The 22,139-nt window shown below is 40.9% G+C and carries 19 protein-coding genes and 1 tRNA gene; 8 read left to right on the plus strand and 12 right to left on the minus strand.

Annotated features, from left to right (window positions below; all coding sequences use genetic code 11):
- Window positions 1-23: 23 nt before the first annotated feature.
- The 4 genes from A7P55_RS05750 to A7P55_RS05765 all read right to left on the minus strand — a co-directional run bounded on the left by A7P55_RS05750 (window position 24) and on the right by A7P55_RS05765 (window position 4,428).
- Window positions 24-1,166: a lambda-exonuclease family protein gene (locus A7P55_RS05750; RefSeq protein WP_046738744.1), complete on the minus strand. Its 1,143-nt coding sequence runs from the start codon at window positions 1,164-1,166 to the stop codon at window positions 24-26.
- Between the two features lie 178 nt (window positions 1,167-1,344).
- Window positions 1,345-2,409: a DUF932 domain-containing protein gene (locus A7P55_RS05755; protein WP_171551420.1), complete on the minus strand. Its 1,065-nt coding sequence runs from the start codon at window positions 2,407-2,409 to the stop codon at window positions 1,345-1,347.
- Between the two features lie 181 nt (window positions 2,410-2,590).
- A complete protein-coding gene (locus tag A7P55_RS05760) occupies window positions 2,591-3,727 on the minus strand; it encodes an inovirus-type Gp2 protein (protein ID WP_171551421.1) in 1,137 nt (378 codons plus the stop codon).
- Window positions 3,728-4,182: 455 nt separating this feature from the next.
- A complete protein-coding gene (locus tag A7P55_RS05765) occupies window positions 4,183-4,428 on the minus strand; it encodes an AlpA family phage regulatory protein (protein ID WP_042862457.1) in 246 nt (81 codons plus the stop codon).
- Window positions 4,429-5,198: 770 nt separating this feature from the next.
- Here A7P55_RS05765 and A7P55_RS05770 point away from each other — a divergent pair.
- From A7P55_RS05770 to A7P55_RS05780, 3 genes are read left to right on the plus strand one after another with little or no spacing between them, the layout of a single operon-like run.
- On the plus strand, window positions 5,199-5,714 hold the full coding sequence (locus tag A7P55_RS05770; RefSeq protein ID WP_171551422.1) for a hypothetical protein: 516 nt from the start codon (window positions 5,199-5,201) through the stop codon (window positions 5,712-5,714).
- A gap of 53 nt (window positions 5,715-5,767) precedes the next feature.
- On the plus strand, window positions 5,768-6,355 hold the full coding sequence (locus A7P55_RS05775) for a DUF805 domain-containing protein (protein WP_171551423.1): 588 nt from the start codon (window positions 5,768-5,770) through the stop codon (window positions 6,353-6,355).
- Between the two features lie 26 nt (window positions 6,356-6,381).
- Window positions 6,382-6,534, plus strand: coding sequence for a hypothetical protein (locus tag A7P55_RS05780; protein WP_005214833.1), 153 nt, complete (start codon window positions 6,382-6,384; stop codon window positions 6,532-6,534).
- 60 nt (window positions 6,535-6,594) lie between these two features.
- On the opposite strand, the gene A7P55_RS05785 is transcribed toward A7P55_RS05780, so the two are convergent.
- Entirely contained in the window at window positions 6,595-6,942 is a 348-nt protein-coding gene (locus A7P55_RS05785) for a hypothetical protein (protein ID WP_171551424.1), read from the minus strand.
- Between the two features lie 331 nt (window positions 6,943-7,273).
- On the opposite strand from A7P55_RS05785, the gene A7P55_RS05790 reads away from it, so the two are divergent.
- Window positions 7,274-8,275 carry a hypothetical protein gene (locus A7P55_RS05790; protein ID WP_171551425.1) on the plus strand — a complete coding sequence of 334 codons (1,002 nt, stop codon included), beginning with the start codon at window positions 7,274-7,276 and terminating at the stop codon, window positions 8,273-8,275.
- Window positions 8,276-8,499: 224 nt separating this feature from the next.
- On the opposite strand, the gene A7P55_RS05795 is transcribed toward A7P55_RS05790, so the two are convergent.
- Window positions 8,500-8,589: transfer RNA gene (locus tag A7P55_RS05795), tRNA-Ser, on the minus strand.
- A 96-nt stretch (window positions 8,590-8,685) separates the two neighbouring features.
- Entirely contained in the window at window positions 8,686-9,174 is a 489-nt protein-coding gene (gene greB, locus A7P55_RS05800) for a transcription elongation factor GreB (RefSeq protein ID WP_005202026.1), read from the minus strand.
- A gap of 374 nt (window positions 9,175-9,548) precedes the next feature.
- Here greB and A7P55_RS05805 point away from each other — a divergent pair, with 374 nt between their 5' ends.
- On the plus strand, window positions 9,549-10,658 hold the full coding sequence (locus A7P55_RS05805) for a transglycosylase SLT domain-containing protein (RefSeq protein ID WP_005202024.1): 1,110 nt from the start codon (window positions 9,549-9,551) through the stop codon (window positions 10,656-10,658).
- A gap of 56 nt (window positions 10,659-10,714) precedes the next feature.
- Here A7P55_RS05805 and A7P55_RS05810 read toward each other — a convergent pair whose 3' ends face one another.
- Both A7P55_RS05810 and ttcA read right to left on the minus strand, forming a co-directional pair.
- Window positions 10,715-11,098 (minus strand): SCP2 sterol-binding domain-containing protein, encoded by a 384-nt coding sequence (locus A7P55_RS05810; RefSeq protein ID WP_004801562.1) that lies wholly within the window; start codon window positions 11,096-11,098, stop codon window positions 10,715-10,717.
- 196 nt (window positions 11,099-11,294) lie between these two features.
- Window positions 11,295-12,200 (minus strand): tRNA 2-thiocytidine(32) synthetase TtcA, encoded by a 906-nt coding sequence (gene ttcA / locus A7P55_RS05815; protein WP_004801563.1) that lies wholly within the window; start codon window positions 12,198-12,200, stop codon window positions 11,295-11,297.
- Between the two features lie 498 nt (window positions 12,201-12,698).
- On the opposite strand from ttcA, the gene A7P55_RS05820 reads away from it, so the two are divergent.
- Together A7P55_RS05820 and htpX are read left to right on the plus strand one after the other, a co-directional pair.
- Window positions 12,699-13,559, plus strand: coding sequence for a lytic transglycosylase domain-containing protein (locus A7P55_RS05820; protein ID WP_171551426.1), 861 nt, complete (start codon window positions 12,699-12,701; stop codon window positions 13,557-13,559).
- Between the two features lie 217 nt (window positions 13,560-13,776).
- Entirely contained in the window at window positions 13,777-14,682 is a 906-nt protein-coding gene (gene htpX, locus A7P55_RS05825; protein ID WP_005184378.1) for a protease HtpX, read from the plus strand.
- A gap of 57 nt (window positions 14,683-14,739) precedes the next feature.
- Here the strand turns inward: htpX and A7P55_RS05830 are convergent, their stop codons facing one another.
- The 3 genes from A7P55_RS05830 to A7P55_RS05840 form a co-directional block, all read right to left on the minus strand.
- The gene (locus A7P55_RS05830) at window positions 14,740-15,333 is read right to left on the minus strand and encodes a DUF4112 domain-containing protein (protein ID WP_171551427.1); all 594 of its coding nucleotides are present in this window, start codon (window positions 15,331-15,333) and stop codon (window positions 14,740-14,742) included.
- A 78-nt stretch (window positions 15,334-15,411) separates the two neighbouring features.
- Window positions 15,412-16,749 carry a magnesium transporter gene (gene mgtE / locus A7P55_RS05835; protein WP_004801570.1) on the minus strand — a complete coding sequence of 446 codons (1,338 nt, stop codon included), beginning with the start codon at window positions 16,747-16,749 and terminating at the stop codon, window positions 15,412-15,414.
- 291 nt (window positions 16,750-17,040) lie between these two features.
- Window positions 17,041-20,148, minus strand: coding sequence for an efflux RND transporter permease subunit (locus A7P55_RS05840; protein ID WP_171551428.1), 3,108 nt, complete (start codon window positions 20,146-20,148; stop codon window positions 17,041-17,043).
- A gap of 330 nt (window positions 20,149-20,478) precedes the next feature.
- Between A7P55_RS05840 and A7P55_RS05845 the strand changes: the two genes are divergently transcribed.
- Complete coding sequence (locus A7P55_RS05845) at window positions 20,479-22,092, plus strand: phosphoethanolamine transferase (RefSeq protein WP_171551429.1); 1,614 nt, start codon at window positions 20,479-20,481, stop codon at window positions 22,090-22,092.
- The last annotated feature ends 47 nt before the right edge of the window (window positions 22,093-22,139 follow it).

The raw sequence follows: 22,139 nt of genomic DNA on the forward strand, positions 1-22,139 counted from the left end.
AATGGTGGATATGCGTTTCTTCCTTATCCACCATTCGGGTAGATTTGAAATCTTCGCGTTCCTGCTTTAGTTTGAGGGAACTGCTGTAGGTATTCAGGATGCTCTTTCAGTAAGGATTTACTGTCTAGGCTGACCGAGTCTTGAGACTTTTTCCAAGTGACTGATCCACCTGTAAATACCGCTCTCTCTGCATCTTTCATCATCATTTGTAGTTGATGTTTGAGTTCATCAAAATACTGTTGGTGTTGCTCAACCTTATGCCTTTCCTCAAGCAATTGGTTAAATAAATAGTTGGCTTGTTCATTTTGGCTGAGGTCTTCTACTGATAACGGAATTTGCTGAGGGTAGAGTTGCTGCAAAGCTTTGGCTGCTGAATCAGAAGCATCGACACTCGGTGGAATATCTGATTCCACACATTGCCAGAAGTGACGTTCGGCATTAATGATGTGCTGGATCACGGTTTCATTCCGTGTGACTTTGAAAATCTTGGTTTCATGTCCACAGATCAAGGCACAAATATGTGCGGCTTGTTTACCTGTGACTGCCAGTTGATGTTGTACCTGACAGAGGACATAAAGTGGTACACCATCTCGCCAAAGCTTAGAGCCATATTCCCCCACGGTTTTACATTCCAAGATTTGAACTTCTTCACTACCCACTACGGCATAATCCAAATTCGCCAACATAAAGCGTTTGTCTTCATCAGGGTGTTGCAGCACTGCATTGACTCGACGCACCTTATTATTGGTGTGCATGCTGTAGTATTCAGCGACCAATGGTTCAAGTTGTTTGCCCCAGTACAAAGGGGCATAGCCTGCACTTTCATCCTCGATGTTTTGTTGCATCCGACCTGTTTTGATCATCCACAGTTCCAACATCGACATATAAGGATTCAGTCCACAAGCGGTAGCGGCATCACTGCTGCCAATCCCCTGTTTTCTGACCTCTAGCCATTGCTGATAATTCATCTGCTTGGTATTGGCGAGACGCTTGGCTACTGGAGCTTTGGTTTTTCGTGGTTGCGTATTCGGTCGATCACGTTTGCTTCGGGTTCCTACCTCAATCTGCTGGGTTGATGAGTTTTGTGTGAGTTGATTTAAGTTAGGTACATAGGGTTGTAGTGGTGGGTTATTTAGTGTGTTCTGAATCTGAGTATTCGTATTCATTAGAAATATTCCTGTAGCGGTAAAAGTGTAAAAGCTGAATTTCGAGCATAAAAAAAGCCACATCGGGGATGATGTGGCGAAATGAGAATTGCAATGCTTGTTACGGCTTTACCGTATGTTTAAATTAATTGGCTTAGCTTAAATAAAACTGAAAATAATTTCAGCGAGTCAAATAGTTTTAAGCCACCATTCGCAGGGCTTGTTCAAGTCCTCGTTGTTTAATCGCTGCCCCTGCACCGAACCATGCTGAATCGAGTCGATGATCAGTACTCATCGCTCGACGTTCATGATCTGTGAATTCAGTGATTGCACACAATAAACCATATGCCGTGTCCTTGGCTGAACTGAGTTCCGCACCACGCCCATGTCCATTAAACATAGTCATCACCTTAGACATGGCTCTTCTATTTGGCTCAGTTTTATTGTCCGCTTTAGTTGTTGTGTTGATGCCTTGATTTGGCATGGCTGCATTGCGATAGAATTGAATGATGCTTTCATCCTGTTCTGCCACACTCAGACTACTGTTGTTAAACACCGCATCAAAGTAGGCTGCCGCTTCCTGTTGGGTGACTTTACGCTGACTGAGTTGCTTCATTTCATACATGTGTTCATCCCATGCACGAACTGAAATACCCAATTGTTGTTTGACTTTTTCAGCATCAAACTTGGTACTGTGCGGGACTTTAACCACACCAGCATTGCTCGATGTGCTGTTATGGGCTTTGAGTGCAATCGCCAAAGTGTTATTACACACCACACGGATAGAAGTGAATTGTGCTGTGGTGGCGAGTGTGCCATCACAAGCCGTAGCTAAAAGAATATAACCGTTGCTGATATCTTTACCTTTTAAAGCAGATGTTTGTCCTGTTTTCGCCAATGCCCAGAATTTCTTACCGCCTTTCAGCACCCCCGCAGTTTCCAGTTCAAAGCCTGATTGTTCAGTCAGGTCTTTATAGAAGTGTAGAATTTCCATCGGTTGGACTTCTTGAAAGCGTTGACTCACCACCGACAAGGGTGCGTGGGTATCGGATCGGTAAAGTACGCGCTGTTCTTCAAAGGGCATAATAATGTTTTGTCCTCGATGGTTTTGTGCCATGTAACTGACATCGGAGGATTCAATGCGCCAATCCATGCCTGCCTGCTGTGCCCAAACTTCTAAGGGTTGATTCGGTGTGAGTTGATTCCCTAGACCGTGCCAAGGGGTTTGTCCAACGAATGCCATTGTTTCAACCAAATGTGCCATGAGTGTTCTCCTTAATTTAAGATCAAGTTGTTGAGTGTTCATGGCGATGATATGTATCTGAAATAATTTGCAATTCGACTATACAAACACAAGAGTAGGCAGCCTCAATGGGCTGCCTACTCTTTTATGTTCCTTGATAAATAGTTTGTAGTTGTAGCGGAGTATGGTTTTATTTAACGGGTTACTTCCTACGCGGTCTACCTAACTGCACTCTAGGTTTAGGTAATCGCGCAGTCCCAAACACCCGACCCAGTTCAGAATGAATCGGCTGAATCAGTGGATCATCCTGTTCAGGCTGTCTATCCTGATCATAGCCTGCCTGATAACCATAATGCAGTAGTTCAAGCGACTCATCGTATTTGGTGAGATATTGGCAAGCCTTTTTAAGATTCTCAATCTTTCTCTGGTCATGATAATCTACTCGTCCCAGCCCACAATGCTGATATTTATCCATATGGGCATTGCAATTGTACGTAACGCCCTCTCCCTCAGTCATCTCATCAATCCAGTAGTGTCCAATCAGCTTGCCATGTGAAATGCTCTCCTGCACCTTGGAACCATCCAAAAAAATCATGGTATGTAGGTGATAGGATTTTCTTAGCCCATATTCCAGTTTCCAGATAAAGCCTGCAAAGGCATCGCCATCATGTCTTTCCCTTAGATAACGAAGCAGTTTCTCTCGATGTTCGCTGATCAGTTCATAGCTTACCTCTGCATCCTCCCGATAGCCAAAATCAACCCGTATTGCCACCAACCGAGAATGACATCCAAGTAATTTTTGAATATAGTCATTCACCTTACGTTTCCGATGTGAGACCTGATCTCTTACCCGTTTGAATTCCAGCATGTTGCTGTCAGTTTTCATATCTTTATAAATGCAGTAGATGCAGTCATTGAAGCGGTCGATATAACGAGACTGAAAACGTGTCTGCTCACAGTTAATGCGCTCCAGCCGATAATCTTCAACACATTCAATAAACACCCTGAAATGTAGCGGGTAGTAATGTAGTGGATAATATTGATCGAGCCATCGGATCATGGAGAGTCCATAGAGGAAGTCCTCTGCTAAGTCCGTTAAATCTGAATATGGCTTATAGACATCCACATGGTAGAAATGACCTGTTTTGTCCTTATAGCTAGGGAGGTAATATCGCTGCCCATATTCAAATATGGGTTTAAAGTTCCTCATGGATGCAATCGCGTTAACCACACGTTTAATTACAGCCATTACTTGCTGCCATAATGCGTAGTCATCATTGCTTAATGCTCTTAATTTTTGTTGTTTAAATAAATTGATCATACTGGTGTTCTCGGTCATATCCGAGCCACCTGATATCTACTTTCCCCTGTACTATCCCAACCACCATTTTACAGACATGACTTATCGATACCTCGATGCGTGAGCATAGGCAAGTTCAACAGGTTCATCATATAAACATGGGCGAGATGGAGACTCTCAAGATTACATATCTTAAGATTCGTTTAGGTCAGTGCTGTTCATGACAAGAGAAAATAGGTTGTGGACTGAATGATTGTATCCTTGATCAATCTAGCCATAGCTCCAAATCTCTATAACACTGGAGAGTGTTCATACTGCTCATCAAGTGCTTAGAGTAATTAGATTGTATTCATATAATTAATAATATAAATACCAGAATGTTAGAGCTGTTTTAAGTGATTGATCTACAACAATGAATAGCCTGCAACCATAGATATCATGCGGCTTTGGATGAATTGTGGAAAAGAAATATTGATAGAAATTCAGTGGTTGAATTATGCCGCTGGCAATGTGTTCTGACTGAGCTGAATACGCTGCTCAATCCATCGCTGAATCTCTGCTTCAATCCATCCCACCGCACTGGTATTGAGGTGTACCGAACCCAGTTTGACCGATTTAGGGAAACTGGCATCGTAACGCTTAGACTTTGGGTTCAAACGATCATAGATGGTAGAACGTGACAGCCCTGTCAGTTCTATCACCCGTTTTAAACGGATAATTTTCTTGATTGGTTGCGGCATTGGTTCAGTAGTTACAGGCGCTATATTATGTGTGCTTGCCAAGTTGTTCATGGGATTCTCCATTGAGGTGTTATGGTTTCAGTAACAGGAAGCACATCCCAGATTCTATGTCGTTCAAATCGTGAATCTGTGTGATGAGTATTCCTCCATAACAACAAGGCAAGGCATCATTATTTGCATTCATGTAAAAAAATATTCAGTCCAGCAACATGGATGAAAAAACAAACAACCCAAGGTTTTCATGGTCTTGACACCCCCATCCGCTCATCTTATGCTGTGCACACTGACCCTCATGGTCAGTCGGTTTTAGCAGACCGTTGTATATAGCGCATCAGAGTTTATTCATCTGAGTATTCTCCATATGTGTAAAAACCTTCTCGTCCCTCTTTGCGGTAGAACGGGAGGGGGACGCGTTCGCGCGTGCTGGTTCTATATGCCCAGTCTGCTAACCCCTTTTCGTTCTGCCACCATAATCATTTAGCAGTGATTCGGTAGAACTTCTATTGCATATAGGAGTCAATCATGACTAATCTCGTTTTACTTACTCTTCCCCTATTTTTTGACCCTCCTATTTGGTCAAGTCAGTCTGACTGTGGCCAATGTACTGATTCTATTGATTGTGCTGTCCCACAACGCCCCTCCTAGATTATTTCAGGCAGTACTTAAACAACTGAATTCAATCTAACAACTTTATTGCGACCATTTGAACGACAGGTGTTACACCCTGTGGTCTCACATGCCTATACGCAAAGAAAGTGATGGGGAACATCATGAAAAAAATAACATTCATGGGCTTACTGATATTAAGCCTGTCTGCTTGCAACCCACTCAAGTCAACCGAGCACGCCTCCCAGCCTGCTGAAAGCAAAGCAGCGGAACAGACTCAGAATATTGCCAATGCGGATATTTCTGAGGTCAAGGCGGAAGATGCGCAATATTACGAAGAAGATGCTCCAACTGAGCAAATCAATCAGATCACTCCAATCTCGGATCAGCCTCCTGTAGACCTGCGCCTCAGTCAACAATTTAATGAGCATGCTGCCAAGATGGGCAATGGTTACTATTTACAGCTCGATCTCAGTGCCATTGTTGATGATGTCAACATCCTCAACGTGACCGTAAATCGCGGGAATACCTGTGCCCCAGGATTTTGGTATGGCAATTGGCGAGGTCACGGTCCATTGAAATTTGGTCAGTCCGTCCGTGCTCACATTAGCTGTGACTTCAATGCCGTCAAGGAAGTGGCTGTGGATACTGACATTGGTACTTATACCTTTAACTTTTAATCACTCCTCACCCATAACAGCACAACAAATGAATAAGATGACAAGGTGAACCTATGCAAGGCAAGATTTTAGATTTTTCAATTCAAACCAACTCAGGGATTATTTCTGGGGATGATCAAAAGCGCTATCCATTTGCAGGAAGTGAATGGAAAGAACAGCAACTCCCCAAACGTGGTATGAGCGTTGACTTTGATGTCAATGAGCAGCAACAGGCAGTTGGGGTCTACGCTGCATTGGCATCAAGTTCAAGCAGCATCATCAGTCAGTTTCAGGAGAAAGTAGAAGAACAGTATTCAGCTTTTGACTGGTTTTTAAAGTGCATGAAAAACTATCTCAATTTTGGTGGACGTGCCAGACGTAAGGAGTTCTGGTTCTTCATGCTGTTCAATATGCTGGGATGTTTTACAGCACTCGTACTCGATACGGTGTTTGGGACAGAAATCATATTCTACGCCATCTACATTTTAGCAATGGCCCTGCCTGCGCTCGCTGTTTCCATTAGACGACTCCATGACATTGGCAAGTCTGGTTGGTGGTATCTGATCAGCCTGATTCCTTTATTAGGAATGATTGTCCTGATCATCTGGTTCACCAAGGAGGGTGAAACACATGCCAATCTTTATGGCCAGCCTAGCAAGTAATCCCGATTACAGGAGCTACTATCACCATGCCTATTATTTTATTGTGGTTTATTTTTGCGGTATTTGTTGGATTCAGCGCGATGGGACAAGGCCGTAGCTTTTGGCTATGGTTTTTCATTGCCACATTGATCAGCCCATTGTTTGCATGGCTGATTCTTAAGGTCATTTCTGGCAAATAAACAAGATGTTGAAGACTTGAATCCCACACGATCATCATGAGTCGTGTGGGATAATTGATTTTAATCGGTTAGGTCACTGCAATCGGACTGAGCAAAGCAATAGCCACAACTGAGACATTGATAATTATCAAGTACGTTTTCATCAATCATTTCACCCAGTGCTGTACCTGCACTGCACCCTGCCACCCCACCGACCAATCCACCAATCGCTGCACCTGCGAGCGCACCAAAGATTGACCCGACAGGTCCTGCAAACATACCAATCGTTGCACCTACTTGAGCGCTAGATAAAGCTGTGGTTACACCACCCACCGTTCCAGCCGTAGTACCTACTGTTCCGCCGACCTTGCGACCATAGTTCCTGCTACTGATGTGTGTCGACTGACACCGAGGACATTGATTAGACATATCCATTCTCCTATTTAGTATGAACACAGGATTGTGTTCATGGAGATGATATGTATTTCAATGAATATGGAATCTCTCTTAACCAATTATAGTAGATAAGCACACATTGACTTTTCTGACATAAGAGCTTATAAAAATACAGTTAAGAGAGAAATTTCACCTTAAAGTATCCAAATAGTGGAAAAAACCCACGTTTAATGAGTGACAGAACCGATAAATTCTTACTTATTTCTTACTCAAAAGTTACCCTACTCTAACCAATTTCATACCATTTTCTTAAAATATTCTTACTACTCTATTGGCAATTTAAACACTGTATAGAAACATAAAAATGACCACTAAACCATCTTATTCAGAGCAGTTCAAGAAGAAACTCAACAGCTATAATCCTGTCATGAATATTTGGATTCATGCCCATATAATCCGCCATGCAGAACGCATCATAGATCGCCATTCAATTAGAGATTTTGATGAAATACTGATAGAACTAGAAAATCTAACCTCTCTTAAAGAGGTCAGACAAATTACAATGACCAACCTCACAAAGCTGATTCATCAAAATATATCAACCGAATTGGAACGAGAAATTTTTTTCCAAGAGTTGATTGAATATATGAAACTGGAGGTTGATATTGTATTTGATCTAGAATTAATAAGATTATTAACCCTAATAAATAGTGATAAAAATTTTGCTTTTTTTTATTTAACTACTACTCAAAATCCTATATCTAATTTAAGAGAAATTCGATCAGAAATAAATAATTTTTTGTCTGAAGATTACAAATACAAAAGTGATCTCTACCAGAAACTTCCCTCACTTCCAAATAAAGAATTTTTTAAAAACCCAACTATTCAAGCAAATAAAGAAATTATCTTAAATTTTAGTAAATATGAACTTATATCCCTACCTTTAGAATTTATTAGTAACTTAAAAGTAATAATAGAATATTATGATGAAATACAAAAAATATCACGTATCATTATCAATAAAAAGATATCAAATAAGACTTTCATTGAATGGCTATACAATTATCTTGATAAAAAAACACAGTTTCCTTATACACCAGTAACATTAGAAGAAAAAAAAGAACTGGTACTTTTACAATTAAACTTTTGGTTTTGTATTGATTCAGAAGCATATTCTAAGGTTTTAGAAAAAATACAAAGCACATGGAACAAAAGAAACTTTGATAAAAGACCCGTATCTGCAAGAAAAAAAATAGCGAAAAAGAGTAAAACATCTAAAGAGTCCTCAGAATCAACAAGAACCCTCCCCTCAACAATCCAGCCTAAAATCGTTGATGATGTTGATAACTATATTTCCCGATATTAATGAAAATAGATATGAAATCCGGCTTTCTATATTACGTTATGATCTTTAAAGCTTACTCTGGAAGTACAGATCATTATTAGCAAGAAACAAATAAGCTAATTGTTCTTATCCTATGAAGTTCTAAATTATATGATCCAATCCGAGGTTTGATGAGGGGTAGGTTGAGGGGTAAGCACGCAGATAAAAAATAAGCCCTTGTAAAAACAAGGGCTTATTTAGATATTTGGCGGAAGCGGTGAGATTCGAACTCACGGAGGACTCACACCCTCGTCGGTTTTCAAGACCGGTGCATTAAACCGCTCTGCCACGCTTCCAATGGCGGCTATCATATAAATAAAAGTTCAACTTGGCAAATCTTTTATTCAAAATAATGCATCAACCGCTCAAAATAAAATCAACACTCTGTAATTTTAAGCATTTTCAGGTTTTTCATAGCGAATTGAGTTGATATACCACAGTTTTTTTCCCAATGGCGTATGCACTTCAACTTCATCATCCACTTGTTTCCCCAGTAAAGCACGCGCCATAGGTGACTCAATCGAAATATGTTGCGGATGATGATCGTAGATTTCATCGACACCCACGAGACGCAATTTTTTTTGCTCCCCTGCATCATTTTCAATTTCCACCCAAGCACCAAAGTAGACCTTTCCTTCCTGCTCAGGCACATAATCGACAATTTTTAATTCTTCTAAACGTTTTCCTAAATAGCGAACTCGACGATCTATTTTCCTAAGTATTTGTTTATTATATTGATAATCAGCATTTTCAGAACGATCACCAAGGCTTGCCGCCCAGTTTACTTTTTTAGTGATTTCAGGACGTTCGTCATGCCAAAGCTTTTTTAGCTCAGCAACCAAAAGGTCATGTCCAGTACGCGTAATTAAATTCGATTTCATAAGCCCAAATACGTTAATACAACAGTCCATTTACAAGTTTTTGCATTGTATGCCTTATTTAGCCACGACTAAAGTGTATAAATTTTATTCTTTTCCAAATCATAGGTTTGTGATGTAACTCTCATTTTTTTATTGTGCAAAATTTGACATTCTTGATTTTGGCGCTTAATATGCGCCCCTAAGTTTGTTTTTGTTTATTTTTTATACACTTTGTAAATGTTGTGAAACATTTACTCCATCTTTCCCTTTAACTCAATGTCATTACTGAATGACGTTCATGACTTGCCCACCCTTATTGAATTTATCAACTTTTAAAAGTTAAGGCAGTGTTTTGCTGAGCTTTTTGGGCATAAATTACCTGTAGCGGAGACAACATGCACAGTAATTCAAGTTCTGGGTCGAGGCCTAGCCTTAACTCTTTATCTTCCAAACGACCTTTTCAAGCTTTAGCGTTAGGAGCTGCAATCCTTCCTTTCAATAGCTTGAATGCTGAAAAATCACATCAATACAACACGGTTGTGAATACCAACGTTTTAACTGTCGTTGCAGTTGAAAGTCCAACCACAGTCTTTAAAGACGGTCAATTCCAACATGGTTTTGGTTATGACCTAGTGCGTAATTACGCACAAAGCTTAAATGTAAAGCTTGATTTCAAAACCGTTCCTGACAATGCCACGGCATTGAAATGGGTTGCTCAAGGTAAAGCGAACATTGCCATGACAACAGCCAATCTGGCTGCGATTGAAAATAAACAACTGGTTTCATTTTCAGCAAGTTGTGGCGATCAAGCAAGCTTAAGCAAAAATGGTTTAAATCCTCAGTTAAACTGGGTGTTTAAGCAAGCGGATGATCCCCTCACACTTACGGCGAGTGGCTTTATCTGTCAAAGTAAGCAATCGGGTACAACCCAGCAATTGGCCTCATTCTATAACCGCAATGTGGTTAAACCAGAGTCTTGGTCTACGATTCAAAGAGATTTGAAGCAACGCTTACCGATTTATAAAGCAAGTTTTAAACAAAGCGCATCTAAATACAATTTAGATTGGCACTTACTCGCAGCAATTGGCTATCAAGAGTCTTATCTTAAACCCAGCTCAGTTTCTCCCACTGGCGTACGTGGTTTAATGATGTTGACCAACAGCACCGCCAAAGCGATGGGCGTAAGCAATCGCTCAGATCCACTGCAAAGTATTCAAGGTGGTGCAAAGTACTTTGATCTGATGTTAGATCAATTTGGCAATGTGCCTTATCCAGACCGTAACTGGTATGCTTTGGTTGCATACAATATGGGTCCTGGTGCAGTTAGCCAGATTCAGAAACGTATCCGTGCACAAGGCAAAGATCCAAATCAGTGGGTCAATTTATATGACTATTTACAGCGTAACCAAGCACGAAATGGTCGATATAAACAAGCCGTACAATATGTGACGCGTATTCGTACCTATTTAGAACATCTCAAGACCAATAGTCGTATTGATGTATAACTGAATAGATATAAAAAAAGCTTACCTCTGGGTAAGCTTTTTTTATTCGGAAAGAATTAAGCAGTAAGCTCAAGTACTTTCTTGAATAAATCTTTTTGCTCTTGGCTTGGCTTCGCTGTTTGTAAAGCCATAAGTTGAGACATATCGCCTTGTACTTTGATTTTACCCGTCATGAATGCTTGCATCGCAGCAGCCATATCAAATTCCAAGAATACTTTACGTAAAGTTTCAGCATCCATGTTCAAAGTTGTTTTAGCATTTGAAGATAAACCCTTTTGGATTTTACCCGCATCTAAAGCCAACTCTGTATTACCAGCTGCATCTGTTACAACCAAGTTAATCGCTAAATTCGCAAGTGCTGGTGGCAAGTTTAAATCACCTGCTTCAGCAGTAAGTTTTTCAACAGTTGCAAACCAATCATCAGTTAAAAATGCAGCCATGATTATTCCTCAAATGTATTTGTTCAATTTCTTGTGCCATCTATCCAGACGACATCTCATGAAGCAATTTGCTCGTGCCCTGTTATAGCATGTAATTTTTATTTTAGGCTATGATTTTTTGTACGCGTGATTCAATTTTTAAAATTTTTATAAAAAAAAGGTACTTAACAAGTACCTTTTCAAAAACTTTTACACTTTACTCAGCAGCAAAACTGAGATTGACCACATCTAAGCGATTTTTCAGCTCTTCTGGGTCTTTCATATCAAACTCACGTTGAGCATCCAACGCTTCAAAATCAAATAGCTCACGGTCCGCCAATTGTGATGGAGACACATTTTGTAAGGCACCAAAAATACTGTGTAAACGTTTTGGATGCTGTTTATCCCATTCACGCAACATGTCATTAATAATGGCGCGTTGTAAGTTTTCTTGTGAGCCACACAAATTACACGGGATAATCGGGAACTGGCGTAAGTCCGCATATTTGATAATGTCCTTCTCTTCGACATAAGCCAAAGGACGAATCAGGATATTCTTTTTATCCGATGAAAGTAATTTTGGCGGCATCGCCTTCAAACTACCACCATGGAACAAGTTTAAGAAGAACGTAGCCATAATGTCATCACGGTGATGACCTAATGCAACCTTGGTTGCACCAATTTCTTGTGCGAAGCCATACAGCGAACCACGGCGTAAACGAGAGCATACTGCGCAGTAGGTCTTGCCTTCAGGTGTTAAACGCTTAGTAATGGTATAAGTATCTTTTTCAAGAATGTAATATGGAATATTGTTCTCTTCCATATAGCGCGGCAAGATATCTTCTGGGAAACCAGGTTGCTTTTGATCCAGATTCACAGCTACAACATCAAAATTGATGGGTGCAATCCGTTTAAACTGCAACAAGATATCCAATAAGGTATAGCTGTCTTTACCACCAGACACACACACCATGACCTTATCACCGTCTTCGATCATGTTGTAATCACGAATTGCATGCCCAACCTGACGACGAAGCTTTTTCAACAGGCGATAATACGCTGAACTTGTCGGAAGTTCTGGCTTGAAATTAAATCCTTGGTTGGATTCCACTGGCGCGTACATAGACGTGATTTACTCATAAACAAAAATACCCGCAAGATTTTATCTCATTCCGAAAAAATGCGCATCTAAAGAATTTTTCAATTTCTTCCAATCGTCATATTTGAGTTTCATACTGGTAAAATTCTGACCAAAAAAATTTAGATTCGGCTGGATTGCTTATATTTCAAACTTTTCCACAGTTGTCCACAAAAGCTGTGGATAAATTTGTGGATTTCTTCGCTATTGACAAACTCTTTTTATCTTAAAATAAGGCTTCTGATTGGATTGATCATTTTTTAACCAATGATTTTATAAAAATAAAATCAATGACTTAGATAAGTCAAGACTTAGTTTTTAAAAAAATTTTTTTAATTTTTTTTGCTGAACATTCGAACAAAATGACTTGATTTTTGTCTAACAGTCGAAAATAAAAAAATTGTAGCGAAAGTTCTTTTTTTACTTTTTTTTGTTACACTGCTGTGAAGAACTTATGCTCATCCTTTCGTGAATATTATAATGATGAACAAAACAACATATTTTTTTACCCTTTGCTTGGGGACAATCGGTTTTTTTAATGGTGTAGCACCAAGCTATGCTGGGCAGACGATTTATCAATTTAAAGACAACAATGGTACAACGCTGCTGACCAATAAGAAGAAAGCAGAATATAGCCATTTAAAAGTGGTGAAAGCGACCTATTATCCAGACAGTAATATCCATAGTTATAGTAACTGGGGTACGAGTGAGGCTTCAGTACTTCCGAGCTATAGCCGTAATAAAAATGCATTCGATCCATTGATTCGCCAAGCGGCACAGCAACATGGTGTCTCTGAGGGATTAATTAAAGCGGTCATGCATACTGAATCAGGCTTTAATATCAATGCCCGCTCTCCAGTAGGAGCGCAAGGTTTAATGCAACTGATGCCAGCAACTGCACGCCGTTTTAATGTGAATAATGCCTATGACCCACAACAAAACATTTTTGCTGGTGCAAAATATTTAAGTTGGTTACTTAAACGGTTTAATGGCAATACGCAACTTGCAATCGCCGCATATAACGCAGGTGAAGGCAATGTCGATAAATATGGTGGCATTCCTCCATTTCGTGAAACCCAAGACTATGTGCGTCGTGTCACCAGTCGTTATCAAAATCTATATGCATCAAGTATCGGCTCATCATCAAGCTCAACTACTCAAGTGATTGCACAATCTGCCAATTACACTACGCCATCCACCGAAGCTGTAGAAGTTGCACCGGCACCAAAACAATATAATCGTCAGATTATTACCCTTGCAGATGGTACCTTTACCGATGCACCATCAGGGACCTATACCACGACCAATGCCACTGCATCTGCTCGAATCCGTCTGAGTGATTAACAATTCAAGAATGCTATTCTCACAACGTGATTTTAGCTGATTGTTTTCATACAGAAATTGTTTTAAGTCACTGTTTATCAGCCAGTTCATCGTTTTATAGGCTAAATGTATCTATGCCTATTTTTTGCTTGAATTTTTACAATTCGCCCTGCATATTAGCGTTATGATTTATAATTTATAAATCAGATCACTTTTTCTTTATAAGAGGGTTTTCTCAATGATGCGGATTGGTTTGTTCTTGCTAACCAACCTCGCGGTACTGGTTGTAGCTGGCATTATCTTGTCACTCTTCGGTGTCGGTAGTTACCATGGCGCAGGGGGCTTGAATCTAGGCAACCTTTTAGTCGTCTGTTTTGTCTTTGGTATGGTGGGTTCTATTATTTCCCTGTTCATGTCGAAGTGGATGGCTAAAAAAACCACTGGGACTGAATTAATTGACCCAAATGCACCCCGTAGTCAAGCAGAAGCTTGGTTATTACAGGAAGTGGCGCAATTATCCCAACGTGCAGGTATTAACATGCCTGAAGTGGGTATTTTCCCTTCTTACCAATCCAATGCATTTGCGACAGGTTGGAATAAAAATGACGCATTAGTAGCTGTTTCAACCGGCCTACTTGAGCGTATGAACAAAGATGAACTTCGTGCAGTACTCGCGCACGAAATCGGTCACGTTGCAAACGGTGACATGGTGACCCTTGCGCTGATTCAAGGTGTGGTTAACGCCTTTGTCATGTTCTTTGCACGTATTGCAGGTGATTTCATCGACCGTAATGTATTTGGTCGTGAAGAAGGTGAAGCACCTGGCCTTGCTTATTTTGCCATTACGATCGTACTCGACATCGTATTCGGTATTATGGCCTCTGCCATCGTGATGTGGTTCTCTCGTCAACGTGAATATCGCGCAGATGAAGCCGGCGCACGTTTAGCAGGTAAACAAGCAATGATCTCTGCTCTACTTCGTTTACAAGCAGAATCAGAAATGCCAGATCAAATGCCGAAAGAAATGAAAGCATTTGCGATTGCGGAAGGTAAGGAACAAGGCTTTAGCTTAGCTGCTTTATTCCAAACTCACCCAACCATTGAACAACGTGTTGCTGCATTACAGCAATTAAATGTTCAATAATCAGTATCAGATAAATGATAAAGCCTCCATCACGGAGGCTTTATTTTTGCTTAAAATCTAGTGCGCTTGGAAAGATTGATAAAACTGCCACAGATAACTGAAGCCTGCCCAAACCGCGACAATCAATAAAAGAAGGACTGCGATTCCCAATAAATCGGGGATACGTAACCAAATCCAACTCACGATCGGATTACGCCAAAATGCCGATGTTTTCTGCTTTTGTTCCAGTGATTCGTGTAGAAATGGATGCACCACATGAATATCACTATGCACCTGATACTCTTCACGGATATGCGCATGTACGATTTCCAGTGTCCTGCGGCTTGGTCGAATAAAGACATCGAATACAGTGCCGACAATGGGAACAAATCCGACCAGCATATCCATAATTGCCAGCTTAACCACCCCCTTCAGTTTATGTTGTGGTACACCGACCTCTCTCGCCTTTTTAAACGCATACAGCGTTAAAATAAAACCTGCGATATCACCTGCAAAAGGAATGGTACTCAGCGCAGCATCGGCTCCAACACCTTGTTTTGTGAAAGGAATCCGAACCAAACTGTCCATGGTATTGGCAAATTTTGCTAAATCACGTTCGACAGCAATCGCTTGCTGCTGAGTTAATTTTTTTTGTTGTGTTGGAGCCGTCATTCACTCAACCTAAAAACCATGTTTATGCTTGAGAATAAAGCAGATTTTCCATTTTGTCGGTACAATTATTATTACCAATCAGAATAAAATCATCGAGGCGATAAATAAATACACCAACACACCTGTCGCATCACAAATTGAGGTAACCAACGGCGCGGAAGCACTGGCAGGATCAAGTCCAGCCTTGTTTAAAATAAACGGCAAACTCATGCCGATCAAACAGCCCATCAATACAATGCCCATCATGCTCAGCGCCAGTACCAACGCCACCATTTCATCACCACGGAAATAACCAAGTAATGACACTGCAACCGCCATGGTGCCACCTAAGCACAGTGCAACCAAACTTTCCCGTCCGAGTAAATAAAACCAGTCCTTAAATTGCACATCACCCGTTGCTAAGGCTCGGACCATCAATGTTGAAGACTGAGAACCTGCATTTCCGCCGCTTCCCACCAATAAGGGCAAAAAGAAAACCAATACCAGATTTTTCGCAATCACATCTTCATAGTGGGCAATACCAATCCCTGACAACAAGCTACCAAACACCAAGAAAACCAACCAAAATACCCGTTTCTGGTAAAGTTGCAAAATGGGTGCCGACTTAATACTGAGTTTAGATGATGCATTGACCGCACCGACTTTTAAGAAGTCTTCGGTGGCTTCTTCGCTGGCAACATCCATCGCATCATCATAGGTCACAATCCCGACCATCATGTTTTGATGATCGATAATTGGCAGCGCTAATAAATCATAACGTGCAATGGTTTTTGCCACTTCATCTTGGTCTGTATCCACATAAGCGGTTAAGACATTGGTTTCCATGAGCTCATTAATATTTTGCTCTTCAGGCGCAAGTATCAATTGCTTTAAAGATAAAACCCCAAGAATTTTGCGTGCTTCATCCAATACATAAGCGAAATAAATCATTTCAGTATCGGGGGCTTCGAGACGCAACATTCTGATTGCATCCATGACCGTCATATTCGGCTTTAAGGTCGCATATTCGGAGCTCATGATCGCACCCGCTGTTCCTTCTAAATAGGAAGACAGTTGCCGGATATCTTCTCTCTCCGCCTGTGCTAAGGCTGGTAATAGCGCATTTTGTTGTTCTTCATCCAAACACTTAAAAACGTCAGCGCGTTTATCCGATGACATTTCCCCAATAATCTCTGCCAGAATATTTCTGGGCATGGCTTGGGCCAATTTGACTTGTTCATTGGGTGGAAGATATGAAAAGACATAGGCACGATCAGGTAAATGCGTCAGCAGCAATTGACTTTGTTCAGCCGAAAGCTGTGTTAATACATCTGCAATATCGACGGCTTGAAATGTTTCAACTGATGCAAGTGCAAGTTCAATATGATTATTTTTAAGTGCGTCGCTTAATAAATATAAAAAGTTGTTGTAGCTCATATTCGCCTCTTCACTACAAAGTATCTGCAATGAAGGACTAAACGCAGCGTATTATTTTACGATCGAATAGAAAACTTCATTCAGATTTTGATTAATATAAAAATGTGTAATTTGAAATAAACTACAACTCTGCGTGTCCATTTAGGGAATCAAACCTCATTAGGCCGCTTATACGGCACGGCAATACTACAAATATTTTTTTATATTCTCAACTTAGACAACAAAAATGAACAATTCGAACCTTTATTAGAGGAACGAATTATTCATGTCTGCCACTAACTAATAGTGCTCTTACTTAGCTAGCTCAACCTTATCTTTAGGCTTAAACAAGGTTCTGACCAGTACATACATAAATGGAATAAAGATCAGCACCAGAATCGTACCAAACACCACGCCACCAAACACACTATAGCCAATCGCTTGTCGGCTCAATGCACCCGCACCACTGGAGAACATCAATGGAATCACGCCTGCACCAAATGCAATCGAAGTCATTAAAATTGGTCTGAGGCGAAGCCCAGCTGCATGTAATGCTGCCTCTAATGCTGTTCGGCCTTGTTGTTGTAGACTTGCTGCGAACTCAACCATCAAAATCGCATTCTTACAAGACAGGCCAATGGTGGTCAGCAATGCAATCTGGAAATAAATATCGTTGGCAAAACCAAACCAATAACTAAATAGAATCGTACCACCAATCCCAAGCGGAATCGCAGCCATGACCACCGAAGGAATTGACCAGCTTTCATAGAGTGCGGCAAGACAAAGGAAAATAAAGGCAACAGACACCAAATATAACCAGATCGCCTGATTACTGGATTCCTGTTCTTGATAAGACAATCCACTCCATTCCAAACCGACATCAGGCATTTTATCCACCAGTCCACGAATGGCCTGCATCCCCTGCCCACTACTAAAACCATTGGCTGCATCTGCTTCCAAACTGATGGCAGGATAGCCCATAAAACGTTCTAACATCGGTGGTGCACCTTGCCAAGCAATCTGACTAAATTGCGAGAAGGGTACCATCTGCCCATTGGCATTTTTGACATACCAGTAATTCAGGTCTTCTGGCTTAGAACGATACGGTGCATCACCTTGTAAATAGACGCGTTTAATACGACCACGATCAATAAAGTCATTGATATAGCTGCCACTCCACGCTGTCGAGAGTGTGCGGTTAATTTCACTGACATTAAGACCATGAATCATCGCAGCTTTATGATCAATCTTGATGTTCAATACGGCCTGATCATCATTGCCTTTTTTATCTAGATTTTCGACCGAAGGTAGCGCATTCCCTTGTTGCTGCAAACTTCGGAAAGAGTTCAATAAGCTTTCTCGACCCAAGCCTTTAGTATCCTGCAGCCAAAACTCCATTTTGTCAGAGTTTCCGAGTCCACGAATCACCGAAGGCATCAGCACCGTGATACGCGCTTGATTATTTTGGGAGAAATATTTCATCGCTCGCGCACGAATTTGCTGAGCGCTATTTTCTGTGCCTTTACGATCATTCCAATGTTTTAATGAAACAAAGGCCTGACCCAAATTCTGTCCTGTTCCTGAAAAGTTACGCCCATGAATCACCATCACGCCATTCAGGTTGACCTTTTCATGTTCAAGGAAATAATCTGAAATTTGTTTTCCGACCTCTTCGGTTTTGCTCATCGGTGTTCCTTCCGGTAAACGGAATTGAACCCCTAATAAGCCTTGATCTTCTTGTGGTAAAAAGCTGGTTGGCAGATCACGATAAACCCAAATAAAACTACCGATCAGCAGTACAATACCCAACAGCGAAATGGTTTTTAAGTTAATGACTTTTTGTGAAACACTGAGATAACGCGTTTTAATATAATCCAAGCCCTGATTGAACTTGATCGCCCAACGTGCCTGTTTCTGCTGCGGTTTCAATAGAATGGCACAAAGTGCAGGAGTTAAGATCAAAGCCACCAACAATGAAAGTCCCATGGCGACCACAAGCGTAATCGAGAACTGGCGGTAAATAATCCCTGTTGCGCCACTAAAGAAAGACATCGGAATAAAAACCGCGGTCAGTACCAAAGTAATCCCGACCAAGGCACCACTGATCTCATGCATGGACTGAATTGAGGCCTCCTTGGCACTAAGTTGCTGTTCATGCATCAGTCGCTCAACGTTCTCCACCACCACAATCGCGTCATCGACCAACAAACCAATCGCCAACACCATCGCAAACAAAGTCAATGTATTAATGCTCATCCCTAAAACCGCTAAAACGGCGAAAGTTCCTAGAATCACCACCGGCACGGTAACCGCTGGGATTAAAGTAGCCCGCCAGTTTTGCAGGAAGATAAACATCACCAAAACCACCAGACCAATGGCTTCGATCAAGGTTGATACCACTTGCGACATCGACTCTTTTACGAAAGGCGTATCATCTCGAGGATAGACCACAAAATAGCCTTCAGGGAGCGCTTTTTCTAAGCGTGCCACTTCCTTATACACCGCATCGGCAACCTGCATCACATTGGCCCCGACCGTCAAGGACAGTGAAAGCCCCGATGCAGGATAACCATTTAGACGGTTAAACACCTGATAGTTTTCAGCACCGACTTCAACCCGTGCCACATCTTTTAAATAGACAAAGCTGCCGTCTGTATTGGCTTTAACAATGATATTTTCAAACTGTTCTGGTGTTCGTAATAAAGAACCTGATGTGACTTTGGCATTTAAATATTGATTTTGAGCGGCAGGTAAATCCCCAATCGCACCTGCTGCTACCTGTGCATTCTGGTTTTCCAAGGCAGAGCGCACTTCACTGACTTGTAATTGATAACGTTCTAAGCGTTGTGGATCAAGCCAAATACGCATGGCATATTGCGACCCGAATACACTGACCTCGCCAATCCCTTCGATTCGACTGAGATTTAACTCAAAGTTATTGGTTAAATAATCTGAAATATCTAAATTGGTTGAACGCCCTGATTTATCTCCCAGACCGATCACCATAAACGAATCGCTCAGCGACTTGCGAACATTGACACCTTGTCGTTGTACATCTTCTGGTAAGCGGTTAATCGCGCCATTAATCGCATTTTGAACCTGAACTTGTGCTTGATCAGGATCAGTACCTTGATCAAAGAACAGACTGATTCGGCTATTACCACTGGCATCACTGCTAGAGTTGAAATACAGCAGATGATCAATGCCTTTAATTTGTTGTTCTAAAACTTGGGTAACACTGTCTTCAACTGCTTGTGCATCTGCACCACTATAATTTGCCGCAACAGTAATTCGTGGTGGTGCAATATCGGGATAACGCTCCACTGGTAACTTTAGAATTGAAAAGAGACCCACAGCCATGACGATGATTGCCAGTACACCAGCAAAGATCGGGCGATGAATAAAAAACTTAGATAACATGGCTGTTTATTCCATTCTAGAAACAGTCAATTTTTCAAAAAGATAGAGAGAATACGAGTACGTTCAAACTATGATCATTACCGAGCTTTCAGGCAAACACCATCCCTATTAACATATCATTTCAAAAAGTAGAAATTGAGGAGAAATAATGGATTTTGAGACGCTTCTGCATAACTTCATGCACGATCTTTGCACTAATTTAACAGTTTAGCTGTGCTAATTAATTTAATTTACTGTGCAATCAAATACTTCTTAATTTAGAATTGACACACTCCCCCGTTAAACCGATATTAGCCGCTTAACTTTTCTCCCTCACAGTACTAGGCATATATGAAGGCCAGCTTAAAAAACTTAAATATTCTGCTGCTGATTTTGCTGCCTGCATTCATTACAGGCGGCTTGCTCATTGCTGCAGGTAATTTATCTGATGGTTTAAGGCTCGGCTTTTTATCTCTACCTGGTGTTTTGTTTATTTATTTGGCAATTACGCGCCAGAAAACATATTGGTATATCCTGACCATTGCTTGGTGGTTTATTGCTTGGTTAGATGCCTTGCTACGTTCAAGTACTTGGTTTTTATTTAATAGTGATAATGAAGCCTATTTCATTATTGAAGCAATTGCCAATACCAATCATCAAGAGATTTGGGGATTTTTACAGCTGCATCTGGTTACGATTGCTGCGGTGGTTTTTGCTTTACTCAGTGTATTGACTATCTATAGTTTTTCTTTATTTAAACTGGTTAAGCCTGCTCATTTTAGTCAACTCTGGCACAGTCGCATTTATCGCAGTTGCATTATTTTATTGATATTACTGACCGTGACCAGCTATTTGATGAAACCTTCACGAAAAGTTCACCCCATTATTTTCTGGACTGAGTTTGAAACTAAAATTGAAGATTTCCAAAATAGAATTAAGCAACATAAAGATGTCCATCAGCAATGGGATGTCAGTGCTAAACAAAATCTCGCACTGACCCAACAAGCAGCTGGCAAACAAACCCATGTACTGGTACTTTCTGAAAGCCTAACCAGTCTGAATTTGGGGGTGTGTGGTTATGCACGCGATACCACACCTGAATTAGCCAAACGACTGGCTGACATCAAAGTATTCTGTAATGCCTTCTCACCATCACCGTCTACGATTAATGCATTACGAGTCTTGTTAACCGAAAGCCCTGCTTCTGAACATGATCAATATTCGCCTGAGAGTGTGCTGGCTTACGCACGTGCTGCGGGATATAAAATTTATTGGCTCAGTAACCAAGATGATACTTATCTGTCTTCTTTATTTGGTTCCTATGCCGATAAAGCGGTTTATAAAAATACCCGCTCTGGACGGAGTAGCACCTCATTAGATGAAAGTTTACTGCCTGATTATCAGCAAGCACTTGCAGATCCTGATCCGAAAAAGTTAATTATTCTTCATCTGATTGGTGCTCATCCGAATTATAAAGAGCGTTACCCAGATACATTCAATAAATTTACCAGCACCAGTAATGATCAGGTCGAACTTGAACTTAAAGGTCGAGATATTGACCCTTGGATTCGCTCGCTACGCAATGATTATGATAATGCAGTTTTATACGAGGACTTTTTACTGGCTAAGTTTCTAGATGATTTGAGAGCGGATGCAGTGCCAGACTTTAGATCATTCACCGTTGTATCAGATCACGGCAATGAAGTGGGACATGAGATTGACTATGCTGGACATAGCCCCAATACCAAAGCAGGCTATCAGGTTCCTGTCATCATGTGGTCGGATAAAATGCTCGCCACTGGGGTCAACAAAGACAGAACCATCAATACCGCCGAACTTGATAATAACCTGATGCATATTATGGGACTTAAGGACAAATCATCACCACGACAGTCTTATTGGCAAGATGAAAACTATCAATTTACCCCAGAAATTAATTGGCCGTATTGGAAGCATAAGTCTTAACAATCATGAATAAAAAATCCAGTTTGGGCTTCTATCTAAACTGGATT

It is taken from the genome of Acinetobacter sp. Ac_5812 (assembly GCF_013072695.1).
In the GTDB taxonomy this organism is placed as follows: domain Bacteria; phylum Pseudomonadota; class Gammaproteobacteria; order Pseudomonadales; family Moraxellaceae; genus Acinetobacter.